We start from the raw sequence: 19252 nt of genomic DNA, 5'->3' as shown, positions 1-19252 counted from the left end.
GCTCCCACCTCCCACCAGGGCTCGGGGCGCGGCTGGGGATGACCGCGGTCTGCGACGCGACGGGCCCCTGGGGACGGAGGTCAGGCGAGCAGGCTCAGGCCCGTACGGACCACGGCTGGGACGACCGCGACGAGGAGGAACGCCGGCAGGAAGCAGCCGGTCAGCGGCAGGGCCAGGCGGGTGCCGAGGCGGCGCACCTCCGCAGTGGCACGGGCTGCTCGCTCGCGCCGCACCTGCTCGGCGACCTGGGCGACGGCGTCCGCGACGGGCACCCCCTCGCCCGCTCCCCCGGTGAGGACGCTCGCGAGCGGGCGGAGGAGCGCGTGCTCCGCGAGGAGCGCTGCCACCTCCTCGGGAGGCGCGCCGAGACCGAGCGCAGAGCCGGCACTGCGCAGCCGCCCGGCCGTGGGCCCGTGCCCGGCCCCGGACGCCGCTCCGAGCGCCCGGCCGAGAGGGGCGCCGCTGCGCAGGCAGGCGACGAGCACGTCGAGCACGACCGCGAGCTCGTCGAGGTCGGCGAGGCGTGGCGGAGGCTCCCGCCGGGCGGCGAGCACGCGGCGCAGGCAGGCCGCCGCGAGCAGGCCGAGCAGCAGGTGCGCGGCGTCGGGCCGGAGCAGGGCGGGCACGGGAGCGACGACCCAGGGGAGCAGGGCGCGCAGGTCCCCGCTCGCACGAGGCCGCCGGGCGCTGGGTGCAGCTGGAGCAGGCGGCGGCAGGGTGCGCAGCCGACGGCGGCCGTCGGGGGCCGCGGCGACGAGGACCAGGGCGCCGGCCGCCGCGCCCGCCACCAGCGGCAGCGCACTCACCGCGCCCCAGTGGGCAGCGCGCGGTGCACGAGCAGGGACCACCAGCCGCCGCCGCCGAGCACGAGCAGGGCGGCACCCACCGCGCACCCGACTCCCCAGGGGCTCGCCACCAGGTCTCCCGCGCCGGGGAGCCCGAGCGGAGGCCCCAGCAGGAGCGCACCCACCGGCAGAGCGGCGAGCAGCCTCACCGTGGCCACCGGAGCGGCGAGCTCGACGGCGACGCTCCGCCGGAGCTCGAGGTCCTCCCGGCAGCCGGCGGCGAGGTGCTCGACCGCGTCGGCGAGCGCGGCGCCCGACTCGCCTGCGACGCGCGCGCAGAGGGCGAGGCGCACCAGCACGGGTACGCCGGCAGCACGACCTGCGGCCTCGAGCGCGGGCGCGGGCGCCTCCCCGCGGGCCGCGCACTGGACGGCCGGGTCGAGCAGCGGGGCCAGGGCAGGTGCGCTCGAGCGCTGCGCCACCCGCCAGGCCGACGAGGCCGGCGCTCCGCTGCGCAGCGCCGCCGCCAGGGCGTCGAGCGCCGTGGGCAGCCCAGCGAGCACCTCGTCGCGCACCCGCCGTGCCGCCACCCGTCGCCGGACGAGCAGACCGCCCGCGAGGACCGCCGCCGCCACCGCAGCCCAGGCGGGGCGCACGAGCGCCAGCAGAGCGAGAGGGACCGCGAGGTCGAGCCCGCGCTCGTACGCCGGCCGGACGCGCGGGCGCGCCAGCGCGCGGAGCCTCGCGCGGGCGGTCGGCGTCCGCCCACCGAGCGTGACGAGCAGGGCCGCGCAGGCAGCTGCGAGGGCGGCAGGAGGGTTCACGTCCCCTGCCGCTCGAGGAGTGCCGCGAGACGGGGCCATCCCGGCCCCCGACCGGCGGGTGTCCATGCGGTCGAGACGGTGCACCCGCCAGCAGCGTCCGGCTCGAGCACGCCGAGGGAGCTCACCCGGCGGCCCTCCCTGGTCCGCTCGACGTGGACGACCGCGTCGAGGCCGGCCAGCAGCTGGCTCGCGGTGGCCGCGGCGTCCATCCCCGCCGGTGCGGCGAGCGCCGCGATGCGGGCCGGGACGGCACCGGGCGAGCGCGCGTGCAGCGTCCCGCAACTGCCCTCGTGCCCGGTGTTGAGGGCGGCGAGGAGCTCGACGACCTCCGCGCCGCGCACCTCCCCCACGACCAGCCGGTCGGGCCGCATGCGCAGGGCCTGCCGCACCAGCTCGCGCAGCGGCACCGCGCCCCGGCCCTCGGCGTTGGACGGCCGCCCCTCCAGCGAGAGGGCGTGGGGGTGGCGGGGCGCCAGCTCGGTGGTGTCCTCGGCGACGACGAGCCGCTCGTCGTCCGGCACGAGGCCGAGCAGGCAGGCGAGCAGCGTGGTCTTGCCCGAACCGGTGCCCCCCGTGACGAGGAAGGAGGCGCGGGCCGCGACGAGCGAGTGGAGCAGCTCCGCGGCGCCGGGGTCGACGCTGCCGTCCTCGACGAGCTCGTCGAGCGAGCGGTGCTGCTGGCGCAGGACCCGCAGCGAGAGGTGGGTACCGCCGACGGCGACCGGGGGGACCACGGCGTGCAGCCGGACGCCGCCCGGCAGCCGGGCGTCGACCCACGGGGCCGCGTCGTCGAGCCGGCGCCCGCACCTGGCCGCCAGGCGCACGGCGAGCCGGCGCACCTGTCCCTCGTCGCCGAAGCGCACCGCTGAGCGCACGAGGCCGTGCCCCCGGTCGACCCAGACCTCGCCGCCTGCGTTGACGAGGACGTCGGTGACCTCCGGGTCGGCCAGCAGCGGCTCGAGCGGGCCGGCGCCCGACAGCTCCGCCTGCAGCGTGCCGACGGCGGCGAGCACGGCGGAGGAGGACAGCGGGCAAGGAGCCTCCGCGCGCACGAGGTCGGCGACGGCCAGCGCCTCCGGCTCGCCCCCGTCCTCCGCGAGGCGACGACGCACTGCTGCGAGGACGCGGGCGTCGAGCGCGGCTGCGGCCCCGCTCACGCCGCCCGGTCCTCGGCGCGCGGCAGCGTGAGGAGCAGGCTCCGGCACAGGGCGGCGAGCGGCCCCCGGCCCGTACGCGCGGGTGGCTCTCCGCGCTCGAGCGCCAGCGCGAGCCCGGGCTCCGGGGCGAGCTCGCCGGCGAGCGGCAGGTCGAGGGCGTCGGCGACGAGCTCGGCGGGGAGGCCGGAGGGCGCCGGACCGCGCACGACGAGCCGCAGGTCGGCGACGCGCTCGCGCAGCCTCCCCGAGACGGCCGCCGCTGCAGCGGTGGCGCGCACCTCGGCCGGGGTGATGAGCAGCGCCACGTCGAGCGCGTCGAGGGCGGCCGAGCTGGCCGGGTCCCACCAGCGCGGCAGGTCCACCACCACGAGCGAGCGCGAGCGGCGCAGCCCGGCGAGCACGTCGAGGACGGCCTCCTCCGGCGCGACGAGCGAGGGCCCGAGGGGGCTGCGCTCCCACGACAGCACGAGCAGCCCGTCGACCTCGGGCGGTCCGTCGTCCGCGCCGAGCGGCGGCACGCCGTCGCCACCGCCCCACCGGGCGCCCGGGCAGTCCTCGGCCCCGAGCACGAGGTCGATGCCGCCGCCCAGGGGGTCCGCGTCGAGGAGCGCGGTGGGGACGCCCTCCCGGGCTGCGGTCACCGCGAGCGCGCACGCCAGTGTCGTGGCCCCCGCTCCCCCGCGGCCGGGCACGACGCCGACGACGACCCCGTCGTCCACCGCGGCGGGGTCCGTGCGGGCGAGCCGCTGGAGCAGCCACGGCTCGGCCGAGGGCATGACGACGACGTGGTCGGCAGCCGTCGCCGCGGCCAGCTCGAAGGTGAGGTCCTCCTCGTCGGCTCCGACGAGCACGAGGTCGCGCCGGTGCGGCAGCCCGCGGGCCGCCAGGGCGAGGGCGGAGTCGGCGCCGACGAGCACGAGCGGCGCCATCGCCCAGCGGCGGCCGGTCACCTCGTGGGCCGTCACGACGTCGAGGCCGACCCCGGCGGCGGCGGCGAGCCTGGTGAGGACGGCGTGGAGCTCCGGGTCGGAGCTCAGCAGGAGGGGCGGGGTCATCGCGGGCCTTTCCGTCGTCGAGCGGCGACGGGGACCCGCCGCACGGCGACGGTGCCGCGCAGACGGTGAGGGCACGAGGAGCGTGGGCCGACCTGGGGACGACACGGCCGGGCAGCACAGGCGGCGCCTGTGGAGGACGGGGCCGGCGCGCCCAGGACGTGCATGATCACGGGGAAGGGGGCTGGAGGCGCACGCGCGCCGGGAAGTCGGAGAGCGCCCCAGGACGTGCATGATCAAGGGGAGGGCTGGGGGCGCACGCGCGCGCCGGGAAGTCGGAGAGCGCCCCAGGACGTGCATGATCACGGGGGAAGCGCCCGAGACCTGCATGATCACGGGGAAGGGGCCGCCCGAGACCTGCATGATCACCGCGCGGCGGCGGCGCTGCCAGCGCGACCTGGGCCCGGACGTGGGACGGCCCCCGCTGGGGGGGGTAGCGGGGGCCGTCACTCCTCGCATCCGGCTCGGGGGGGAGGAGCCGGATCCGCGGCGCCGGCGGCTAGGCCAGCCGACGAGTCCATCGTGGACCCGTCCCGGCCAAAAGGCAAACGACGCGCCCGCGGCGCTGTCGGCGCCCCGCGGCTCCGTCGCCGGGCGCGCGCAGACGTACCCCGGCGACCCCCACGCCACCCGACCCCGACGCCCGCGGCACGCGCACTGCCTATGCTCCCGTGCGTGAGCGCGACGACCGGCGGCGTACGGGCCGCGGCGTTCTTCGACCTCGACAAGACGGTGATCGCCCGGTCGAGCTCGCTCGCCTTCAGCCGGGCGTTCCGGCGGGCCGGGCTGCTGACCCGGCGCAGCGAGCTGCGCAGCGCGCTCGCGCACGTGGGCTACCTGCTCGGCGCCGACGGCACCCAGCAGGTCGAGCGGCTCGGCCGCGTGCTCACGTCCCTCGTGACCGGCTGGGAGGTCGCGCTGGTGCAGCGGCTGGTCGCCGAGACCGTGCACGAGCTCATCGACCCCATCGTCTACGCCGAGGCCCTGGCGCTGATCGAGGAGCACCGCGCGGCGGGACGCGACGTCGTCATCGTCAGCGCGTCGGGCGCCGAGGTCGTGGAGCCCGTGGGCCGGCTGCTCGGCGCCGCGCACGTCCTGGCCACGCAGCTCGCGGTCGACGACGGCCGCTACACCGGCGAGATCGAGAGCTGGGTGCACGGCGAGGCCAAGGCCGCGGCGGTCCGCGCGCTGGCCGACGAGGTCGGCTACGACCTCGCCGCGAGCTGGGCGTACAGCGACTCGGCGAGCGACCTGCCCATGCTCGAGGCGGTCGGCCACCCCGCGGTGGTCAACCCCGATCGGGCGTGGCGGCGCACGGCCGTCGCGCGGGGGTGGCCGGTGCTGGAGTTCCGCCGTCCGGTCCGGCTGCCGCGGCGGCGGCGCCGCGTGGTCGCCGCGGCAGTCGCGCTCGTCGCGCTCGTCGCGCTCGCCGCCCTGGTGCTGCCGCTGCGACGAGGGCGGCGGTGAAGGCCCCGCGCGTCGCCGGCACCGTCCTGCTGGCGGTCCTGCTCGTGCTCGGCGCCGTGCGCCTCGTGACCCTGGGCACCGGGACGACCGCCGGGGCGGCCGCGACGGCACCGTCGTTCGCCGCCGCGGTTCCCGAGGCGACCGACCCGCCGGGGCTCACCGCGGAGGACCCGACCGTCGACAGCGCGGGCGGCGACCTGCTCGTCCGGCTGCGCCTGCACGACGGCGACGACACCCCGGTCGTCCTCACCGCACTCATCGCGGACCCGCCCTTCACCGGCGAGCTGCCGGCCGGCGGGTTCGCCGTCGGCGCGCACCAGGACGCGGCCGTCGTCGTGCGGTGGCCGGGAGGGCCGGACTGCACCCGCGACGTGCCCGACGAGATCGTCGGCGACCTGCACTGGACGGGCACCCGCGGCGGCCAGCCGGCCAGCGGGGCCGTGCCCGGTGGCGACCTCGAGGCACTGGCCCGGCAGGTGTGGCTCGACACCTGCGCGGGGCGGCCGACGGAGGGCGGCGTCCCCCGTACCAGCTAGACCGGCGTCGTGGCAGGCTGTCCGCGGTGCTGCTCGGGCAGCGGCAGCGCAGGACACGGAGCGAAGGAGCATCGTGAGCGACGGCACGACGACCCGCGGGACGAGCAGCGCTGCGCAGGCGGGCCTCTCCAACCTGCTGCACGAGGAGCGCCGGTTCCCGCCGAGCGCCGAGTTCTCCGCGCAGGCCAACGGCCAGCCCGACCTCTACGACCGGGCCGCAGCCGACCGCGTCGGGTTCTGGGAGGAGCAGGCGCGCGCCCTGCACTGGGACACCCCGTGGGACACCGCGCTCGAGTGGGACGCGCCCTTCGCCAAGTGGTTCGTGGGCGGCACCCTCAACGTCGCCTACAACTGCGTCGACCGGCACGTCGAGGCCGGGCACGGCGACCAGGTGGCCATCCACTGGATCGGCGAGCCGGGCGACACCCGCACGATCACGTACGCCGACCTCCAGCGCGAGGTCGCGAAGGCCGCCAACGCGCTGACCGAGCTCGGCGTGCAGAAGGGCGACCGCGTCGCGATCTACCTGCCGATGGTCCCGGAGGCCGCGGTCGCGATGCTCGCCTGCGCCCGCATCGGCGCCCCGCACTCGGTGGTGTTCGGCGGCTTCTCCGCCGACGCGCTGGCGAGCCGCATCGACGACGCGAGCGCGAAGCTCGTCATCACCGCCGACGGCGGCTACCGGCGCGGCGCCCCGTCAGCGCTCAAGCCCGCGGTCGACGAGGCGGTCGCGCGCACGACGAGCGTCGAGAAGGTGCTCGTGGTGCGGCGTACGGGCCAGGACGTCGCGTGGGACGACGCGAAGGACGTCTGGTGGCACGAGGTCGTGGACCGCCAGCCGGACACCCACGCGTACGAGCCGCACGACGCCGAGCACCCGCTGTTCATCCTCTACACCAGCGGGACCACGGCGAAGCCGAAGGGCATCCTGCACACGACGGGCGGCTACCTCACGCACGTCTCCTACACGCACCGCTACGTCTTCGACCTCAAGCCCGACAGCGACGTCTACTGGTGCTCGGCGGACATCGGCTGGGTGACCGGCCACTCCTACATCGTGTACGGGCCGCTGGCCAACCGCGCGACGCAGGTGATGTACGAGGGGACGCCGGACACCCCGCACAAGGGCCGGCTGTGGGAGATTGCCCAGGAGTACGGCGTCACCATCCTCTACACGGCCCCGACCCTCATCCGCACGATGATGAAGTGGGGCGAGGAGATCCCCCAGGGCTACGACCTGTCGGCGCTGCGCGTGCTCGGCAGCGTGGGCGAGCCGATCAACCCCGAGGCCTGGGTCTGGTACCGCCGGGTCATCGGCGGCGACCGGACCCCGATCGTCGACACGTGGTGGCAGACCGAGACCGGTGGGCTGATGATCTCGCCGCTGCCCGGCGTCACGACGCTGAAGCCCGGCTCGGCGCAGCGCCCGCTGCCCGGCATCAGCGCCGAGGTCGTCGACGACTCCGGCAACCCGGTGCCCAACGGCGGGGGCGGCTACCTCGTGCTGACCGAGCCGTGGCCCGGCATGCTGCGCGGGATCTGGGGCGACGACGCGCGCTACACGGAGACGTACTGGTCGCGGTTCCCCGGCCGCTACTTCGCCGGTGACGGCGCGAAGAAGGACGACGACGGCGACATCTGGCTGCTCGGCCGCGTCGACGACGTCATGAACGTCTCGGGCCACCGCATCTCCACGACGGAGGTCGAGTCCGCACTGGTCTCGCATCCCAAGGTCGCGGAGGCCGCGGTCGTGGGGGCGACCGACCCGACGACCGGGCAGGCGATCGTCGCCTTCGTCATCCCCCGCGGAGACGCCGCCGCGGCCACCGCCCAGGGCGATGCGCTGGTCCAGGAGCTGCGCAACCACGTGAGCAAGGAGATCGGCCCGATCGCCAAGCCCCGCCAGATCCTCGTCGTGGCCGAGCTGCCCAAGACCCGGTCGGGCAAGATCATGCGTCGGCTGCTGCGCGACGTGGCCGAGAACCGCTCCGTCGGCGACGTCACGACGCTCGCCGACTCGACGGTGATGGACCTCATCAGCCAGCAGCTGCCGGCCGCCGCCAGCAGCGAGGACTAGCCGCGTCCTGCCGGTCGGCGGCCGGTCTGCAGCCCAGTGCTGCATCCGGCCGCCGGACCGGGCATGATCGTCCGCGCAGGTGTGACCGCGCGCCTCGGAGGGGACAGGGCGACCATGTCGACGACGTACCACAACAGCACCGGTGACGTGACCGTCACGGTCCCCGGCGGCGAGGAGCCCTCCCTCGGGAAGCTCGTCGCGTCCGCGACCAAGGACCTTTCCGCGCTGGTGCGGGCCGAGGTCGAGCTCGCGAAGACCGAGCTCCGCAACGAGGTCAAGCACGCCGTCGCCGGCAGCGGCATGTTCATCGTGGCGGGCCTGCTCGGCCTGCTCGCGCTCATCATGCTGGTCATCGCCGCGGCCCTCGGGCTGACCGCGCTGGGGCTCCCGAACAGCCTCGCCTTCCTCATCGTGGCGATCGTCATCCTCCTGGTGGCAGGCGGCCTCGTCTTCATCGGCATCAAGCAGGTCAAGCGGATCAGCGCACCCGAGCGCACGATCCGCACGACCAAGGACAGCGTGTCCCTCATCAAGGGGTCGGCGAAGCACTGACCCGCGTGGCCGTGCTGGACGCCTCCACCGCCCTCGTCGAGGGTCCGTGGGAGCACCGCATGGTCGCCGCCGGTGGTGCGCGCTTCCACGTCGCCGAGGCCGGCGAGGGCCCGTTGGTCCTGCTGCTGCACGGGTTCCCGCAGTTCTGGTGGACCTGGCGGCACGTCATCCCCGCGCTCGCGTCTGCCGGCGTACGGGCTGTCGCGATGGACCTGCGCGGCTACGGCGCCAGCGACAAGCCGCCGCGCGGCTACGACCCCGCGACGCTCGCGTCCGACGTCGTGGGCGTGGTCCGCGCGCTCGGCGCCGCCGACGCCGTCGTCGTCGGCAACGGGCTCGGCGGTCTGCTCGGGTGGACGGCGGCGGTGGCGTACCCGAAGCAGGTGCGCGGCCTGGTCGCCATCGGCGCGCCGCACCCCCTGCGCTTCCGCGCGGCCGTCGGACGCGACCCCGCGCAGCTCGCCGTGAGCCGGCACGTCCTCGGCTTCCAGCTCCCGCTGCTGCCGGAGCGCCGGCTGGTCGAGGACGACGCGGCGTACGTCGGGCACCTGCTCCGCGCATGGTCCGCGCAGCCACCGGCGGACGAGGTCGTCGAGACCTACCGGCAGGCGATGCGGATCGCCGGCGTGGCGCACAGCTCGCTGGAGTACAGCCGCTGGGCGGTGCGCTCGCTGGTGCGCCCCGACGGAGCGAGGTACGCGCGGGGCATGCGAGTGCCGGTCAAGGCCCCCGTCCTGCACCTGCACGGAGCCGAGGACCACGCGGTCCTGTCGCGCACGGCGGCGGGGTCGGCCGCGCACGTCACCGGCTACTACCGCTGGCAGCTCGTCCCCGGAGCGGGCCACTTCGTCCAGGAGGAGGCCCCCGAGGTCGTCGTCCGCGAGGTGCTGGCGTTCTTAGGCGAGCAGGGGCTCGTCGCATGAGCGAGCGCGACCGGGACCCCCAGGGGCGCGCGCAGAACTCGCGCCCGCGTGACTCCCTCGGCCGCCCGCTGCCGCCCGGGTCGGCGGGTGTCCCGCGCATCCCCGACGAGCTGGTGCTGCCGCCGCGTGAGGCGCTCGTCCGTGCGCAGGAGCTGCTCGACGACGGCATGCCCTTCCACGCCCACGAGATCCTCGAGGGCACGTGGAAGGCCGCCCCCGACGAGGAGCGCGAGCTGTGGCAGGGGCTCGCGCAGCTCTGCGTCGGGCTCACGCACCTGGCCCGGGGGAACGCCCGCGGGGGACGGGCACTGCTGCTGCGCGCGGCCGACCGGCTGGACACGTACGCCGGTCAGCGGCCGTACGCCGTGCGCACCGAGGAGCTCGCCGCCTTCGCCCGCGAGGTGGCAGGAGCGTCTGTGGCGCAAGCGGTCCCGCCGCCTCGCCTCGTGCAGGACTGAGAGTCTCGGGGCAAGGCTCTCGCACAAGGATGGCCTGCGGTCGTGAGTCCCCGGCGCTCGGACTACGGGGTAGGGGCGATGGAGCTCGCGATCCGCTCGAGCTGGCGGGCCGTGTAGGCGCGGGCTCCAGGCACCTGGGGCACGCTCCAGACCGTCAGGTGGTGGTCCGTCGCGAGGTCCTGCCACGTGACGAAGAGGCCGCCATTGATGGTGTCGCGCAGCACCTTCGCCTGTTGTCCGCGCACCCGGACCGCCCCCACCACCGCGACGTGCGCCTGGTCCCAGGGGTGCGGGGCGTCGATGTACACGGTCACGTCCGGCCGCGTCGCGGCGTCGACCGGCATCATCGCACGGGGCGGATGGAGCGCATCGGACCAGCGCCGCCACCAGCCGCGGGTGCCGCTGGGCGCGCCCTCGGACGCCAGCTCGTAGCCCGGCGGCAGCGCCGTGGGCGACAGGTCGTAGGAGGCCCCGACGACGGGCACGGGCACCTGCCGCCCCTGCTCCACCGTGACGACCGTCCTCGTCCCGACCGGCGCTTCCAGGGTCACGCCGAGGTTCTCGTCGTTCTCCGTGCACGCGTGACTTCCGGGGTCGTGCGCCTCGTCCCTCGTCCGCTGGACCTCCACCGTGACACGGACGGACGCTGCGGACTCCGCGACCGTCGCGCGGGCGGTCCCCTCGCACGGCCAGCTCGCACCCCCGGCGTACTGCAGGCGCAGCCGGCGTGGGTCCCGCTCCATGCGGATCCCATGCACGGCCCGCTGTTCCCAGACGGGGTGGCGCAGGACGACAGGGTGGGGTGCCGCGGTCGGCGGCACGTACCGCGGCGCCTGTGCCGGTGCGAGCCCGGGCGGACGGTGGACCGCGAGGACCGCGCTTGCGGCAACGACCACGACGACGGCGGCGGTGACGGCCGACCGCCGCCGCCGGTCCTGCCGGTGCACGTGCGCGATCACGGCCGTGCCGGACAGCGGCGGCAGGTCGGCGCAGTCCTTCAGCGGCGCCAGGAGGTCCTGCGGTGTCGTCGGAGTCATCAGCGTCCTTCCGCGAGAGCGGCGGCACCAGCGTCGGCGCGCAGCTTGGCGAGAGCGCGGGATGCCGTGCTCTTGACGGTTCCGCGGGCGATGTCGAGCTCGGCGGCTGTCTGCTCCTCGCTGAGGTCCTCGAGGTAGCGCAGGACGACGACGGCCCGCTCCCGTGCGGTGAGCGCGAGGAGCGACGCCCTCAAGGACTCGCGCACATCGCTCCGCTCCGCCTCATCCGGTCCGGGCAGCTCGGGCGGCTCGACGAAGCGCTCCCGGGCGAGCCGCCGCCACCAGGAGATGTTCGCGTTCAGCACCGCGCGCCGGGCGTAGGCGTACGCGTCCTGCTGGCGGACCCTGCCCCAGTGGCGGTAGGTCCCCGCGAGCGCCGTCTGCACGAGATCCTCGGCCCGGTGCCGGTCCCCGCAGACGAGCCAGGCGACGTGCAGCAGGCGCTGTGAGGTAGCGGCGACGAAGGCCACGAACTCCTCGTCGCGCTCCGGGGGCTGCCGCACGTTGCTCACACTGCCTGGTACGCGCCGGTGCCTCCAGAGGTTCTGCGTACGCTGCCCGGCGTGCCGCGCCCTCTCAGCGAACGCTCCGCGACGTACGACGAGGTCGGTGCGACGTGTCCGGCCGAGCCCGAGTGGCGCGCCCGGCCACGCGGCTACCGGTCGTTCGAGCGGACGGTCGTCGTCGGTCACGGCGAGCACCTGTGGCGCAGCGCTTCCGCGGCCCTGCTCGCGTGGGAGGTGAAGACGTGCAGCGGCTTCGAGGTCCACCCCGCCGGCCGCGTACGCACCGGGCAGCGCCTCGAGCTGCTCGCCCGGATCGGTCCCCTCCGCCTGCGGGAGCCGGTCTTCATCGCCGCGGTCGTCGACGAGCCGGACCGACGGGGGTTCGCGTACGGCACGCTCGACGGGCACCCCGTCGCTGGCGAGGAGGCTTTCGTGCTGCACCGCGAGGGGGACGAGGTCTGGCTGACCCTGCGCTCGCTGACCCGACCGCCGCGCGGGCGCTGGCGCCTGGCCTTCCCCGCCGTCCTCGTCGCGCAGCGCGTCTACCGCAGGAGGTACGCCCGCGCCCTGCGCCCCTGAGGCCGGGCCCGCCGCCGGCCCCCGCACGATGAGGCAAGGACTCCGCCGCCTTGGGTGCACCCCGTTGACGGCGTGCGCGCCCTCCTCGGATCCTGGCGGCAGGCCCGCGAGTCCGTCGCGACCGTGGGCGCACGGAGGTGAGCCGTGAGCAGCCAGTTCCTCAGCTACGTCAGACGAGACGAGCCGGCGGTGCGTACCCTCGCGGCTGCGCTGACCCTCGGCGGCTACGCGCCGTTCTTCGACGGCGACCTCAAGGGCGGGCAGGACTGGTGGGGGATCCTGCTCGACAAGATCGAAGCGGCTGATGCGTTCGTGCCGGTGCTCAGCGAAGGCTACGCGACCTCGCAACCGTGCCAGCTCGAGGCGGAGTACGCCGCACAGCTCGGCAAGCCGTTCCTCCCTCTGGCCCTGGACGGCGTCTCACCGGGCCTCTTCCCGCCGAGCATCTCGCGGGCGCAGTGGGTGCACTACTCCCCCACCGACCCCGCGACCATGCTGCGGGTCGTCGCGGCCCTCAACGGGCTGCCGCCGGCTCCACCGCTCCCCGACCCCCGGCCTCCACGCCCGGACGCGCCGGCGAAGTACATGAACCTGTTCAGCGAGGAGATCGGGGCTCCCGCCGAGATCCGTCGCGAGCGCCAGCTCGTCATCGTCGCGGACCTGAAGGCCCGGCTGCTCAGCGACGACCACGACGCGGTCGTGTTCCTCCTGCGCCAGCTGCGGTCCCGACCGGACGTGGCGTACCAGGCCGTGCAGCAGATCGACGAGGTGCTGCAGCGCGTGGCGACGCCCCGCGTACCGGCGGGCGCCCCCGGGCCCGGCCACGCGCCGGGTGTCCGGGTGCCGCTGCAGGCACCACCTCCGGGGCCGCGGTCGGTGCCCGAGGTCACCACGACGCCGCGAGCAGCCCCACCGGTCGTCACCGAGCCGCCGCACGAGACACCGAGCCGCCACCTGCTGCTGGCGGTGCTCGCCCTGCTGGTGCCCTACCCGGCTCTGGCAGCGACGTACGGCGCGGCCTACGCCGAGGCGACGAGCACGACAGAGACGAGCGTGACCACAGCGGTCTTCGCGTGCGCCGCCCTGCTCTGCGGTCTCGTCGCGGTCATCGCGGCGCTGCTCGTGCGGGGGCGGGCGGCAGGAGGGCGGACGGCTGCGGCGCGGACCGCGTCGCGGCGGGCGCGGCGCTGGGCGCTCGCGTCCTTCGCCCTCACCGTCGTCGGGGTGCTCTACGTCATCGGCTCCGTCGACTCGGCGACGAGCTCCAGCTGAGCCCTAGCCGGCCAGCTCCAGCTCGTGCAGCCGCTCTCCCCTGTGCCAGTCGGCGGAGTCGCCCAGCATCCGCTCGTCGATGCGCAGCACGATGCGCTGCAGGGCAGGGAGGTCCTGCACGGAGCTCAGCTCGGCGAGCGCGAGCCGGAGGCTGCGGGACATCGCTGCGGACCGCAGGGCCTGGCGGCCGAAGTCACGGGTGGCGGCGTACCCGCTGACGGCGCCTCCCACCGCCGGGACCAGCAGCGAGACGACGTCGACGACGCGTGGCAGGTCGCTGTCCTCGAGCAGGCCGGCGCTGTGGATCACCGCAGCGACCAGGCTGAGGGCGAAGAGCGCGAGCGCCAGCCGGGAGAGCTCGTGCTGGCGCCGCGCGCTCCGCTCTGCGACCTGCGCGTGGTAGTCGACCTGCGGGCGTACCCACTCCTCCACGAGACGGGTGTGGAGCTCGTCGACCTCGGGAACAGGCGGGGACGGTGGCAGGTGCCACCAGATCTCCCCCAGGGCCCGGTGGACCCACTCGTCCGCGGGGTCCTCGGCCGCGCGCTGGTCCTCGCCGCCCGGCGCTCCCTCGCTGCTGAAGGGCGCGAGGCCCACCAGCGCGAGGTACGGCGCGGAGCGGAGGCGCTCGGCCAGGTAGCGCGCGGACACCCAGCGCTCCAGCAGGTGCGCGCGCCGGGCGTACGCGAGGGTGACGACGAGCAGGGCGAGCGCCACCACCTCACCCCACACGACGTGCCGGTCGAGCTCGAAGACCAGCTGCAGCGCGACGACGGCGACGGCCGTCGGTGAGAGGACGTAGAGCAGCCGGCTGACGAGGCGGAACCGCCGTTGGAAGGCGAGGGCCGAGAGATCCGCTGCGCACCAGCGGGTCTGCAGGGCCTCGCCGAACGAGCCGCCGGGCTCCGCGGACGGCGCGTGGTCCCCGACCCAGCTGTTGAACTCGTCGAGGCGGCGCACCGCCTCGTCCGACAGCCGCGGACGCAGCGGGACGACCGGGTCGGGCAGCCAGTCCGCGGCCACGCTGCCCGTGGAGGGGTCCAGCCGGATGCGGCGCACGGGCACACCCGCCCGCGCGGCCAGGTCGAGCACGTCCCGCGTCCCGCCGACGCCGTCGGTCTCCCGGTCGTCGACGAGGGCGAGCAGCACGTCGCTGCGGGCGACCACGGCCTGACCGGCCGCGAGGTACGCGAGGTCGCGCGAGGCGACCGGAGGCAGACGGGTCGTGCTGCGGGCCGCGGCGAGCAGGGCGCGGAACTCCTCGCGCGACCGTTCGCTCCCGAAGTCGTCCTGGTAGTCCGCGGGTTCGAGCGGCAGCAGCACCTCGAGCCCGTGCCCGGCGGCGAGCCCCGCGCGGGCCACCAGCCGGTCGGCGCCCTCGGCGAGGGGCGACACCACGGTGATGCCGACCGGCGTCGCGCTCAGCGGAGGGAGTGCGAGGGAGTCGCGGATGCGCTCGAGCTCGTCGTCGACGACCGCTTGCAGCGCAGGGTCCGCCGCGGCGTACCGGCGTCCGGTCACGCCCACCCGGAACTCCAGCGGCACGGCGGGTCCGCGCCCGGTCGCACCCTGGGAGGCAGGAGACGGAGCCACGTCCGCAGGCTAGGACGCGCCAGCCCTCACGGGGGCGCGAGCGAGGACACGTTGCCCGAGCGGGAAGTCAGGGGTCGACGCGAGCAGGGGTGGACGGAGGAGTCCGCCCACCCCTGCCCCACCTGGGACGTCAGCTGACCGTGATGCCGCCCGTCAGGACGTCGGTCGTGGCGTCGGTGCTGACGTGCAGGTCGCGCGCGCCGGTGGCCGTGGTCCAGCCGCCGGCGATGGACCAGTACTGCAGCTGCCGCTTGGCGACGTGAATGGTGACGCTCCTGCTCGCCCCCGCGGGAACGGTCACCCGGGTGAACCCGGCCAGCGTGCGCGGCGCGAACTGGGCGCCTGCCGGCTGCGTCTTCGGAGCGTCGAGGTACACCTGCGGCGTGGTGTCGCCGGCCTTGCTCCCGGTGTTGGACACCGTGAGGGTGACGTCCACGCCACCGTCCTCGGCCGGCGCCGTGGTGAGCCCGGAGTACTGGAAGGTGCTGTACGACAGGCCGTACCCGAAGGGGTACAGCGGTGTCTCGTGGTTCGCGGCGAAGAACCGGTAGCCGATGTCGACGCCCTCGGAGTACGTCGTCAGGCCGCAGAGCCAGGGAGTGTTGAAGCCGCTGAACCCGGCGCAGGAGCTGCCACCGACACCGGTGGAGGACCGCTCGGGGTGGCTGCTCTGGTGCGCGAGCTCCTGGTCCAGCGAGGCGGCCCAGGTGAAGGGCAGACGGCCGCCGGGATTGGCCTTGCCGAGCAGCACGTCCGCGGTCGCGTAGCCACCGCGGTCGCCCGGGTACCACATCTCGAGGACGGCCTTCACCTTCGACAGCCACGGCATCGCGACGGGCTGGCTCGTGTTGAGCACGACGACGGTGTTCGGGTTGACGGCGGTGATGTCGTCGATGAGCTGGTCCTGGCCCTCGGGCAGGGGCTGCGACAGGTCTCCGGAGCTCCACGCGAAGACGACCGCGGTCGTGGCCTTCTTCGCCGCAGCCACAGCGGCATCGTGGTCCGCCTGCTGCTGCTCGGGCGTGACCCACGCGAGGCGGACCTGGGTGGGCTTGCCGGTGGAGGCGTCGGCGGTCGTGGTGACCTTGATGGTGTGTGCGCCGGCCGTCAGCGTGAGCTGGGCGCGCCCGTTCGCGAGCCCGTCGGTGGTGGGCAGCGGGCCGTTGCCGTCGGTGGCGTGGAGCGCGCCGTACCGCGCGTTCAGCGACGCCTTCGAGGCGCCGTCGACAGCGAGGGACGCGTTGCCCCCCAGCGCCTGGATGTCGAGCCAGTACGTGCCCGTGGCCGGGACGGTGAGCGTCCCCGTCCACGTGTCGGCGCTCCCGGCGGGCAGCGCGTTCCCCTTGGCCGTGGTGAAGTCCAGGGTGGTGTCGACCGAGGTCGCGCCGCCGCCGGTCGGGGTGCGCAGCAGGCCGGGCTGGCCGTCGTGCGACAGGGCGGACGCGGGCACAGGGGTGCCGGTCATGTCGTCCCCCACGGCGTACGAGAGGTTCGCGGACGACCCGAGGGCCTGCTGCATCGCCTGGTACGTGCCGGTCTGGTACTGGACCAGGCCGCCGGACTTCTCCCCGGTCCCGTTGGTGGCGATGGTCTGCCCGCCGCCCGGACCGATGAGGGCGGTGGACCCGCTCCCGCTGAGCGGCAGCGCGCCGCCGTCGTCCTTGAGCAGCACGGCCGCGTCCTCAGCGGTCTTCTGGATGACCTGGAGGTCGGCACTGACCGGAGGCGTGGTGACCTGGTGGCGCTTCTCCGGGTGGTTGCTCAGCAGCCCGAACTTGTCGTACTCGTAGAGGATCCGCCCAACCGCCTCGGTCACGCGGGACTCCTGGATCGTGCCCGAGGCCAGTGCCTTCTTGAGCGCGTCCTTGGCGAAGAACGAGGTGAACCCTCCGCCACCGGTGGGGTTGCCGCCGCCGGGCATCTCCATGTCGAGACCGGCATTGAGGTACGTCGTGGAGTGGGTCCCGCCCCAGTCCGAGGTCACGAATCCCTTGAAGCCGAGCTCGTTGCGCAGGATGCCGGTCAGGGTCTCGGTGTCACCGCAGGCACTGTGGGAGCCCGAGTTGATCGCGTTGTAGGAGCACATGACCGAGCTGACGCCGGCCTTCACGGCGGCGTCGAAGGGCGCGAGGTAGATCTCGTGCAGGGTCTGCGGATCCACCGAGGCGTTCGTCCCGCCGTCGTAGGCGATGAAGTGCTTGACCTGGGCCATCGTGCCCTGGGACTGGATCCCGGTGATGACCGAGGCGCCGACCCGGCTGGTGAGCAGCGGATCCTCGCCGTAGGTGTTCCACCCACGGCTGTCGCTGGTGTCGCGGTCCATGTTGACGAACGGCTCGAGCACGACGTCCTGCCCGGCGGCGCGCGCGTCGCGGCCGATGACGGTGCCGTTGTCCTGCGCGTCCTCGGTGCTGAACGTCGCCGCCAGCCCCATCGTCGCCGTCATGCCCGGCGAGTCCTGCTTGGTGACGACGCCGGGCGGCCCGTCGGCCAGCCGCAGCGAGGGGGTGCCCAGCCGCGGGATGCCCGGCAGGTAGCCAGCCTGGTACTGCCGGTCGGAGGCGGTCTCGGCCTGGCCCTCGATCATCGAGAGCTTCTCGTCGAGGGTCATCTTGGCGAGCAGCCGGTCGACGTGGTGGTTCCCCGTCACCGTCGGTGCCGCGGCCGAGGCCGGTCCGGCCTGGGTCGCTGCGGCGAGCAGGCCGAGCACGCCGATGCCGGCTGCTGCCCTCGCCCGAGAGCGGTGCTTGCGATCGCGTCCCACTGGTGAAGCCTCCTTTGGCTCGGTGCGGCTGGCCGAGGGCACGTGCCGGCTCCGGTCGCCTGCGGCGCACGGGGCGGCGGCGCGTACCCGCACCAACACGAGGGCACCAGCAGTCCACGCGATGTTATGCGTCGCGTGGCTGCGGATAGGCCGGCTTCCGGCCTTTTCCTCCGCTCTTCGGAGGGCCCGCCGCACACGTTGGCCCCCTGCCTCAGCCGGGTCAAGGGTCGTTATCAAGGCTTGATCTGACCCGGATCCGGCTGGTTCTGCTGGCGTCACGCAGTACGCTGCGGGCGTGAGCGACACCGAGTCGGCCGGCGGCCGTACCGCCCGCGACGTCGTCGCGCTCATCAGGGCACGCGGGCCGCTCACGCGCGCGGAGGTCCTCGCCCTGACACGACTGCCGAAGTCGACCGTCAACGGCGCGGTCCAGGCGCTGCTCGACGCCGGAGTGCTCGTGGGCACCGCGGCAGGCCCTCGTGGACCCGGTCGCCCGGGGCCGCGTGCCGTACGCCTCGACCTGGCGCCCAGCACCGCGCTCGTGGGCGTGGTCGCGTTGTCCCACAGCCGGTTGCGGGCGGGGCTGGTCGAACCAGGGGGCCGCGTCCGTCAGGCCAGGACGCTCTCCGTCAGCCCGCTCGAGCCCGGCTTCGACCTGGTCGACGACGGCGAGCGGCTGCTGCGCGAGATGCTCGAGGCAGCCGGCGCCGACCAGGTGGACGCGGTCGCCATCGGCATACCTGCTCCCTTCCAGCAGGGGCGAGGAGTCGCCGGCGTCGACGAGTTCGCCGCCCTCATGGCCCAGCTGCACCCCGACGCGCCACCTCTCCCGGCCTGGATGCTCAGCGACCCGGCAGCAGCCTTCACCGAGCGGTTCCAGGTCCCTGCGGTCGCCGACAACGACGCGAACCTCGCAGCCCTCGGCGAGTCCCGCTACGGCGCGGGCCACGGGCACCAGAGCATGGTCTTCGTCAAGATCGTCGACGGCGTCGGTGCGGGCATCGTCATCAACGGCCAGCTCATCCGCGGAGCAGCCGGTCTCGCCGGGGAGATCGCGCACATCCAGGCCGTGCCCGGTGGCCCGCTCTGCGCGTGCGGACGGCGGGGGTGCCTCGCCGCTGTCCTCTCGACCAGCGACCTCGGGACCAGCGGCGACGAGAAGGGCGCACCCCCGACACGATTGGGGGACCTGCTCACCATGGCCGCCTTCCGCGGGAATGACGTCTCCCCTGCCGCGGTTGAGGCGCTGCGCATGGTCGGCCGCCTGCTGGCCGACGTCTGCCTGTGGCTCAGCCCGGACGCGGTCGTGCTGGACGGTCTGCTCGCGCAAACCAGCGACCTCGTGGTCGAGACGATCACCGACAGCCTGCGTACGCAGGCAGGACCGCTGTTCGCCGAGGCTGTGCAGGTCGTCCCCGGCGCACTCGGTGGGGAGGCCGAGCTCCTTGGCGGGCTCGCCTTGACCGCCGAGCTCGAGGGTCGGCGCTGAGCCAAGGATCGGCGAGCGGGTCGTCGAGTCGCTGGGCTCCCAGCGGCGGAAACGGAGCGCAGGGTGAGGACGTCGACGTCCGCAAATGCTTGATATGCGGGTGATCTTCGTGGACATTCCGGTGGGCCGTCCGGGCCTGCTGTCCTCGGAGTTGGAGGGTTCCGCATGCCCGTCCCCGCTC

17 protein-coding genes are annotated in these 19252 nt (G+C 74.9%); 9 read left to right on the top strand and 8 right to left on the bottom strand.

The window, feature by feature from the left end:
* Positions 1-80: 80 nt before the first annotated feature.
* The 4 genes from EV189_RS20375 to ssd are packed head-to-tail and all read right to left on the bottom strand — an operon-like array spanning position 81 to position 3821.
* Positions 81-806, bottom strand: coding sequence for a type II secretion system F family protein (locus EV189_RS20375; RefSeq protein WP_165400381.1), 726 nt, complete (start codon positions 804-806; stop codon positions 81-83).
* Entirely contained in the window at positions 803-1609 is an 807-nt protein-coding gene (locus EV189_RS21040; RefSeq protein ID WP_130494475.1) for a type II secretion system F family protein, read from the bottom strand. Before EV189_RS21040 ends, EV189_RS20375 begins: the two co-directional genes overlap by 4 nt.
* Positions 1606-2766 carry a TadA family conjugal transfer-associated ATPase gene (locus EV189_RS18370; RefSeq protein WP_130494474.1) on the bottom strand — a complete coding sequence of 387 codons (1161 nt, stop codon included), beginning with the start codon at positions 2764-2766 and terminating at the stop codon, positions 1606-1608. The genes EV189_RS21040 and EV189_RS18370 overlap by 4 nt, the downstream gene beginning before the upstream one ends.
* The gene (ssd, locus tag EV189_RS18365) at positions 2763-3821 is read right to left on the bottom strand and encodes a septum site-determining protein Ssd (RefSeq protein WP_130494473.1); all 1059 of its coding nucleotides are present in this window, start codon (positions 3819-3821) and stop codon (positions 2763-2765) included. Before ssd ends, EV189_RS18370 begins: the two co-directional genes overlap by 4 nt.
* A gap of 660 nt (positions 3822-4481) precedes the next feature.
* Between ssd and EV189_RS18360 the strand changes: the two genes are divergently transcribed.
* The 6 genes from EV189_RS18360 to EV189_RS18335 all read left to right on the top strand — a co-directional run bounded on the left by EV189_RS18360 (position 4482) and on the right by EV189_RS18335 (position 9831).
* Positions 4482-5285 carry an HAD family hydrolase gene (locus tag EV189_RS18360; protein ID WP_130494472.1) on the top strand — a complete coding sequence of 268 codons (804 nt, stop codon included), beginning with the start codon at positions 4482-4484 and terminating at the stop codon, positions 5283-5285.
* Positions 5282-5821, top strand: a complete 540-nt coding sequence (locus EV189_RS18355; RefSeq protein ID WP_130494471.1) for a hypothetical protein — start codon at positions 5282-5284, stop codon at positions 5819-5821. Before EV189_RS18360 ends, EV189_RS18355 begins: the two co-directional genes overlap by 4 nt.
* Before the next feature lie 73 nt (positions 5822-5894).
* Positions 5895-7898: an acetate--CoA ligase gene (gene acs / locus EV189_RS18350; protein ID WP_130494470.1), complete on the top strand. Its 2004-nt coding sequence runs from the start codon at positions 5895-5897 to the stop codon at positions 7896-7898.
* Positions 7899-8012: 114 nt separating this feature from the next.
* Positions 8013-8450 carry a phage holin family protein gene (locus tag EV189_RS18345; protein WP_130494469.1) on the top strand — a complete coding sequence of 146 codons (438 nt, stop codon included), beginning with the start codon at positions 8013-8015 and terminating at the stop codon, positions 8448-8450.
* A gap of 5 nt (positions 8451-8455) precedes the next feature.
* The gene (locus EV189_RS18340) at positions 8456-9373 is read left to right on the top strand and encodes an alpha/beta fold hydrolase (protein WP_231116556.1); all 918 of its coding nucleotides are present in this window, start codon (positions 8456-8458) and stop codon (positions 9371-9373) included.
* Positions 9370-9831, top strand: coding sequence for a DUF309 domain-containing protein (locus EV189_RS18335; protein ID WP_130494468.1), 462 nt, complete (start codon positions 9370-9372; stop codon positions 9829-9831). The genes EV189_RS18340 and EV189_RS18335 overlap by 4 nt, the downstream gene beginning before the upstream one ends.
* A 62-nt stretch (positions 9832-9893) precedes the next feature.
* On the opposite strand, the gene EV189_RS18330 is transcribed toward EV189_RS18335, so the two are convergent.
* On the bottom strand, positions 9894-10868 hold the full coding sequence (locus EV189_RS18330; protein WP_130494467.1) for a hypothetical protein: 975 nt from the start codon (positions 10866-10868) through the stop codon (positions 9894-9896).
* Positions 10868-11371, bottom strand: a complete 504-nt coding sequence (locus EV189_RS18325; RefSeq protein ID WP_130494466.1) for a SigE family RNA polymerase sigma factor — start codon at positions 11369-11371, stop codon at positions 10868-10870. Before EV189_RS18325 ends, EV189_RS18330 begins: the two co-directional genes overlap by 1 nt.
* Before the next feature lie 60 nt (positions 11372-11431).
* Between EV189_RS18325 and EV189_RS18320 the strand changes: the two genes are divergently transcribed.
* Together EV189_RS18320 and EV189_RS18315 are read left to right on the top strand one after the other, a co-directional pair.
* Positions 11432-11953, top strand: coding sequence for a DUF1990 family protein (locus EV189_RS18320; protein ID WP_130494465.1), 522 nt, complete (start codon positions 11432-11434; stop codon positions 11951-11953).
* A 144-nt stretch (positions 11954-12097) separates the two neighbouring features.
* Positions 12098-13225 carry a toll/interleukin-1 receptor domain-containing protein gene (locus EV189_RS18315; RefSeq protein ID WP_130494464.1) on the top strand — a complete coding sequence of 376 codons (1128 nt, stop codon included), beginning with the start codon at positions 12098-12100 and terminating at the stop codon, positions 13223-13225.
* A gap of 3 nt (positions 13226-13228) precedes the next feature.
* Here the strand turns inward: EV189_RS18315 and EV189_RS18310 are convergent, their stop codons facing one another.
* Together EV189_RS18310 and EV189_RS18305 are read right to left on the bottom strand one after the other, a co-directional pair.
* The gene (locus EV189_RS18310; protein WP_130494463.1) at positions 13229-14818 is read right to left on the bottom strand and encodes a hypothetical protein; all 1590 of its coding nucleotides are present in this window, start codon (positions 14816-14818) and stop codon (positions 13229-13231) included.
* 130 nt (positions 14819-14948) lie between these two features.
* Complete coding sequence (locus EV189_RS18305; protein WP_231116555.1) at positions 14949-17582, bottom strand: glycoside hydrolase family 3 protein; 2634 nt, start codon at positions 17580-17582, stop codon at positions 14949-14951.
* Positions 17583-17877: 295 nt separating this feature from the next.
* On the opposite strand from EV189_RS18305, the gene EV189_RS18300 reads away from it, so the two are divergent.
* Complete coding sequence (locus EV189_RS18300; RefSeq protein WP_130494462.1) at positions 17878-19071, top strand: ROK family protein; 1194 nt, start codon at positions 17878-17880, stop codon at positions 19069-19071.
* Positions 19072-19252: the final 181 nt, after the last annotated feature.

Source organism: Motilibacter rhizosphaerae (assembly GCF_004216915.1).
Taxonomy (GTDB): domain Bacteria; phylum Actinomycetota; class Actinomycetes; order Motilibacterales; family Motilibacteraceae; genus Motilibacter; species Motilibacter rhizosphaerae.
Note: the sequence above shows the minus strand (reverse complement) of the source record. Positions and strands in the feature narration are given on the sequence as shown.

Excerpts from the sequence above, each read along its gene's own strand:
- ssd (WP_130494473.1), bottom strand. The coding sequence starts at position 3,821 with ATGACCCCGCCCCTCCTGCTGAGCTCCGACCCGGAGCTCCACGCCGTC.
- EV189_RS18360 (WP_130494472.1), top strand. The coding sequence starts at position 4,482 with ATGCTCCCGTGCGTGAGCGCGACGACCGGCGGCGTACGGGCCGCGGCG.
- EV189_RS18345 (WP_130494469.1), top strand. The coding sequence starts at position 8,013 with ATGTCGACGACGTACCACAACAGCACCGGTGACGTGACCGTCACGGTC.
- EV189_RS18335 (WP_130494468.1), top strand. The coding sequence starts at position 9,370 with ATGAGCGAGCGCGACCGGGACCCCCAGGGGCGCGCGCAGAACTCGCGC.
- EV189_RS18330 (WP_130494467.1), bottom strand. The coding sequence starts at position 10,868 with ATGACTCCGACGACACCGCAGGACCTCCTGGCGCCGCTGAAGGACTGC.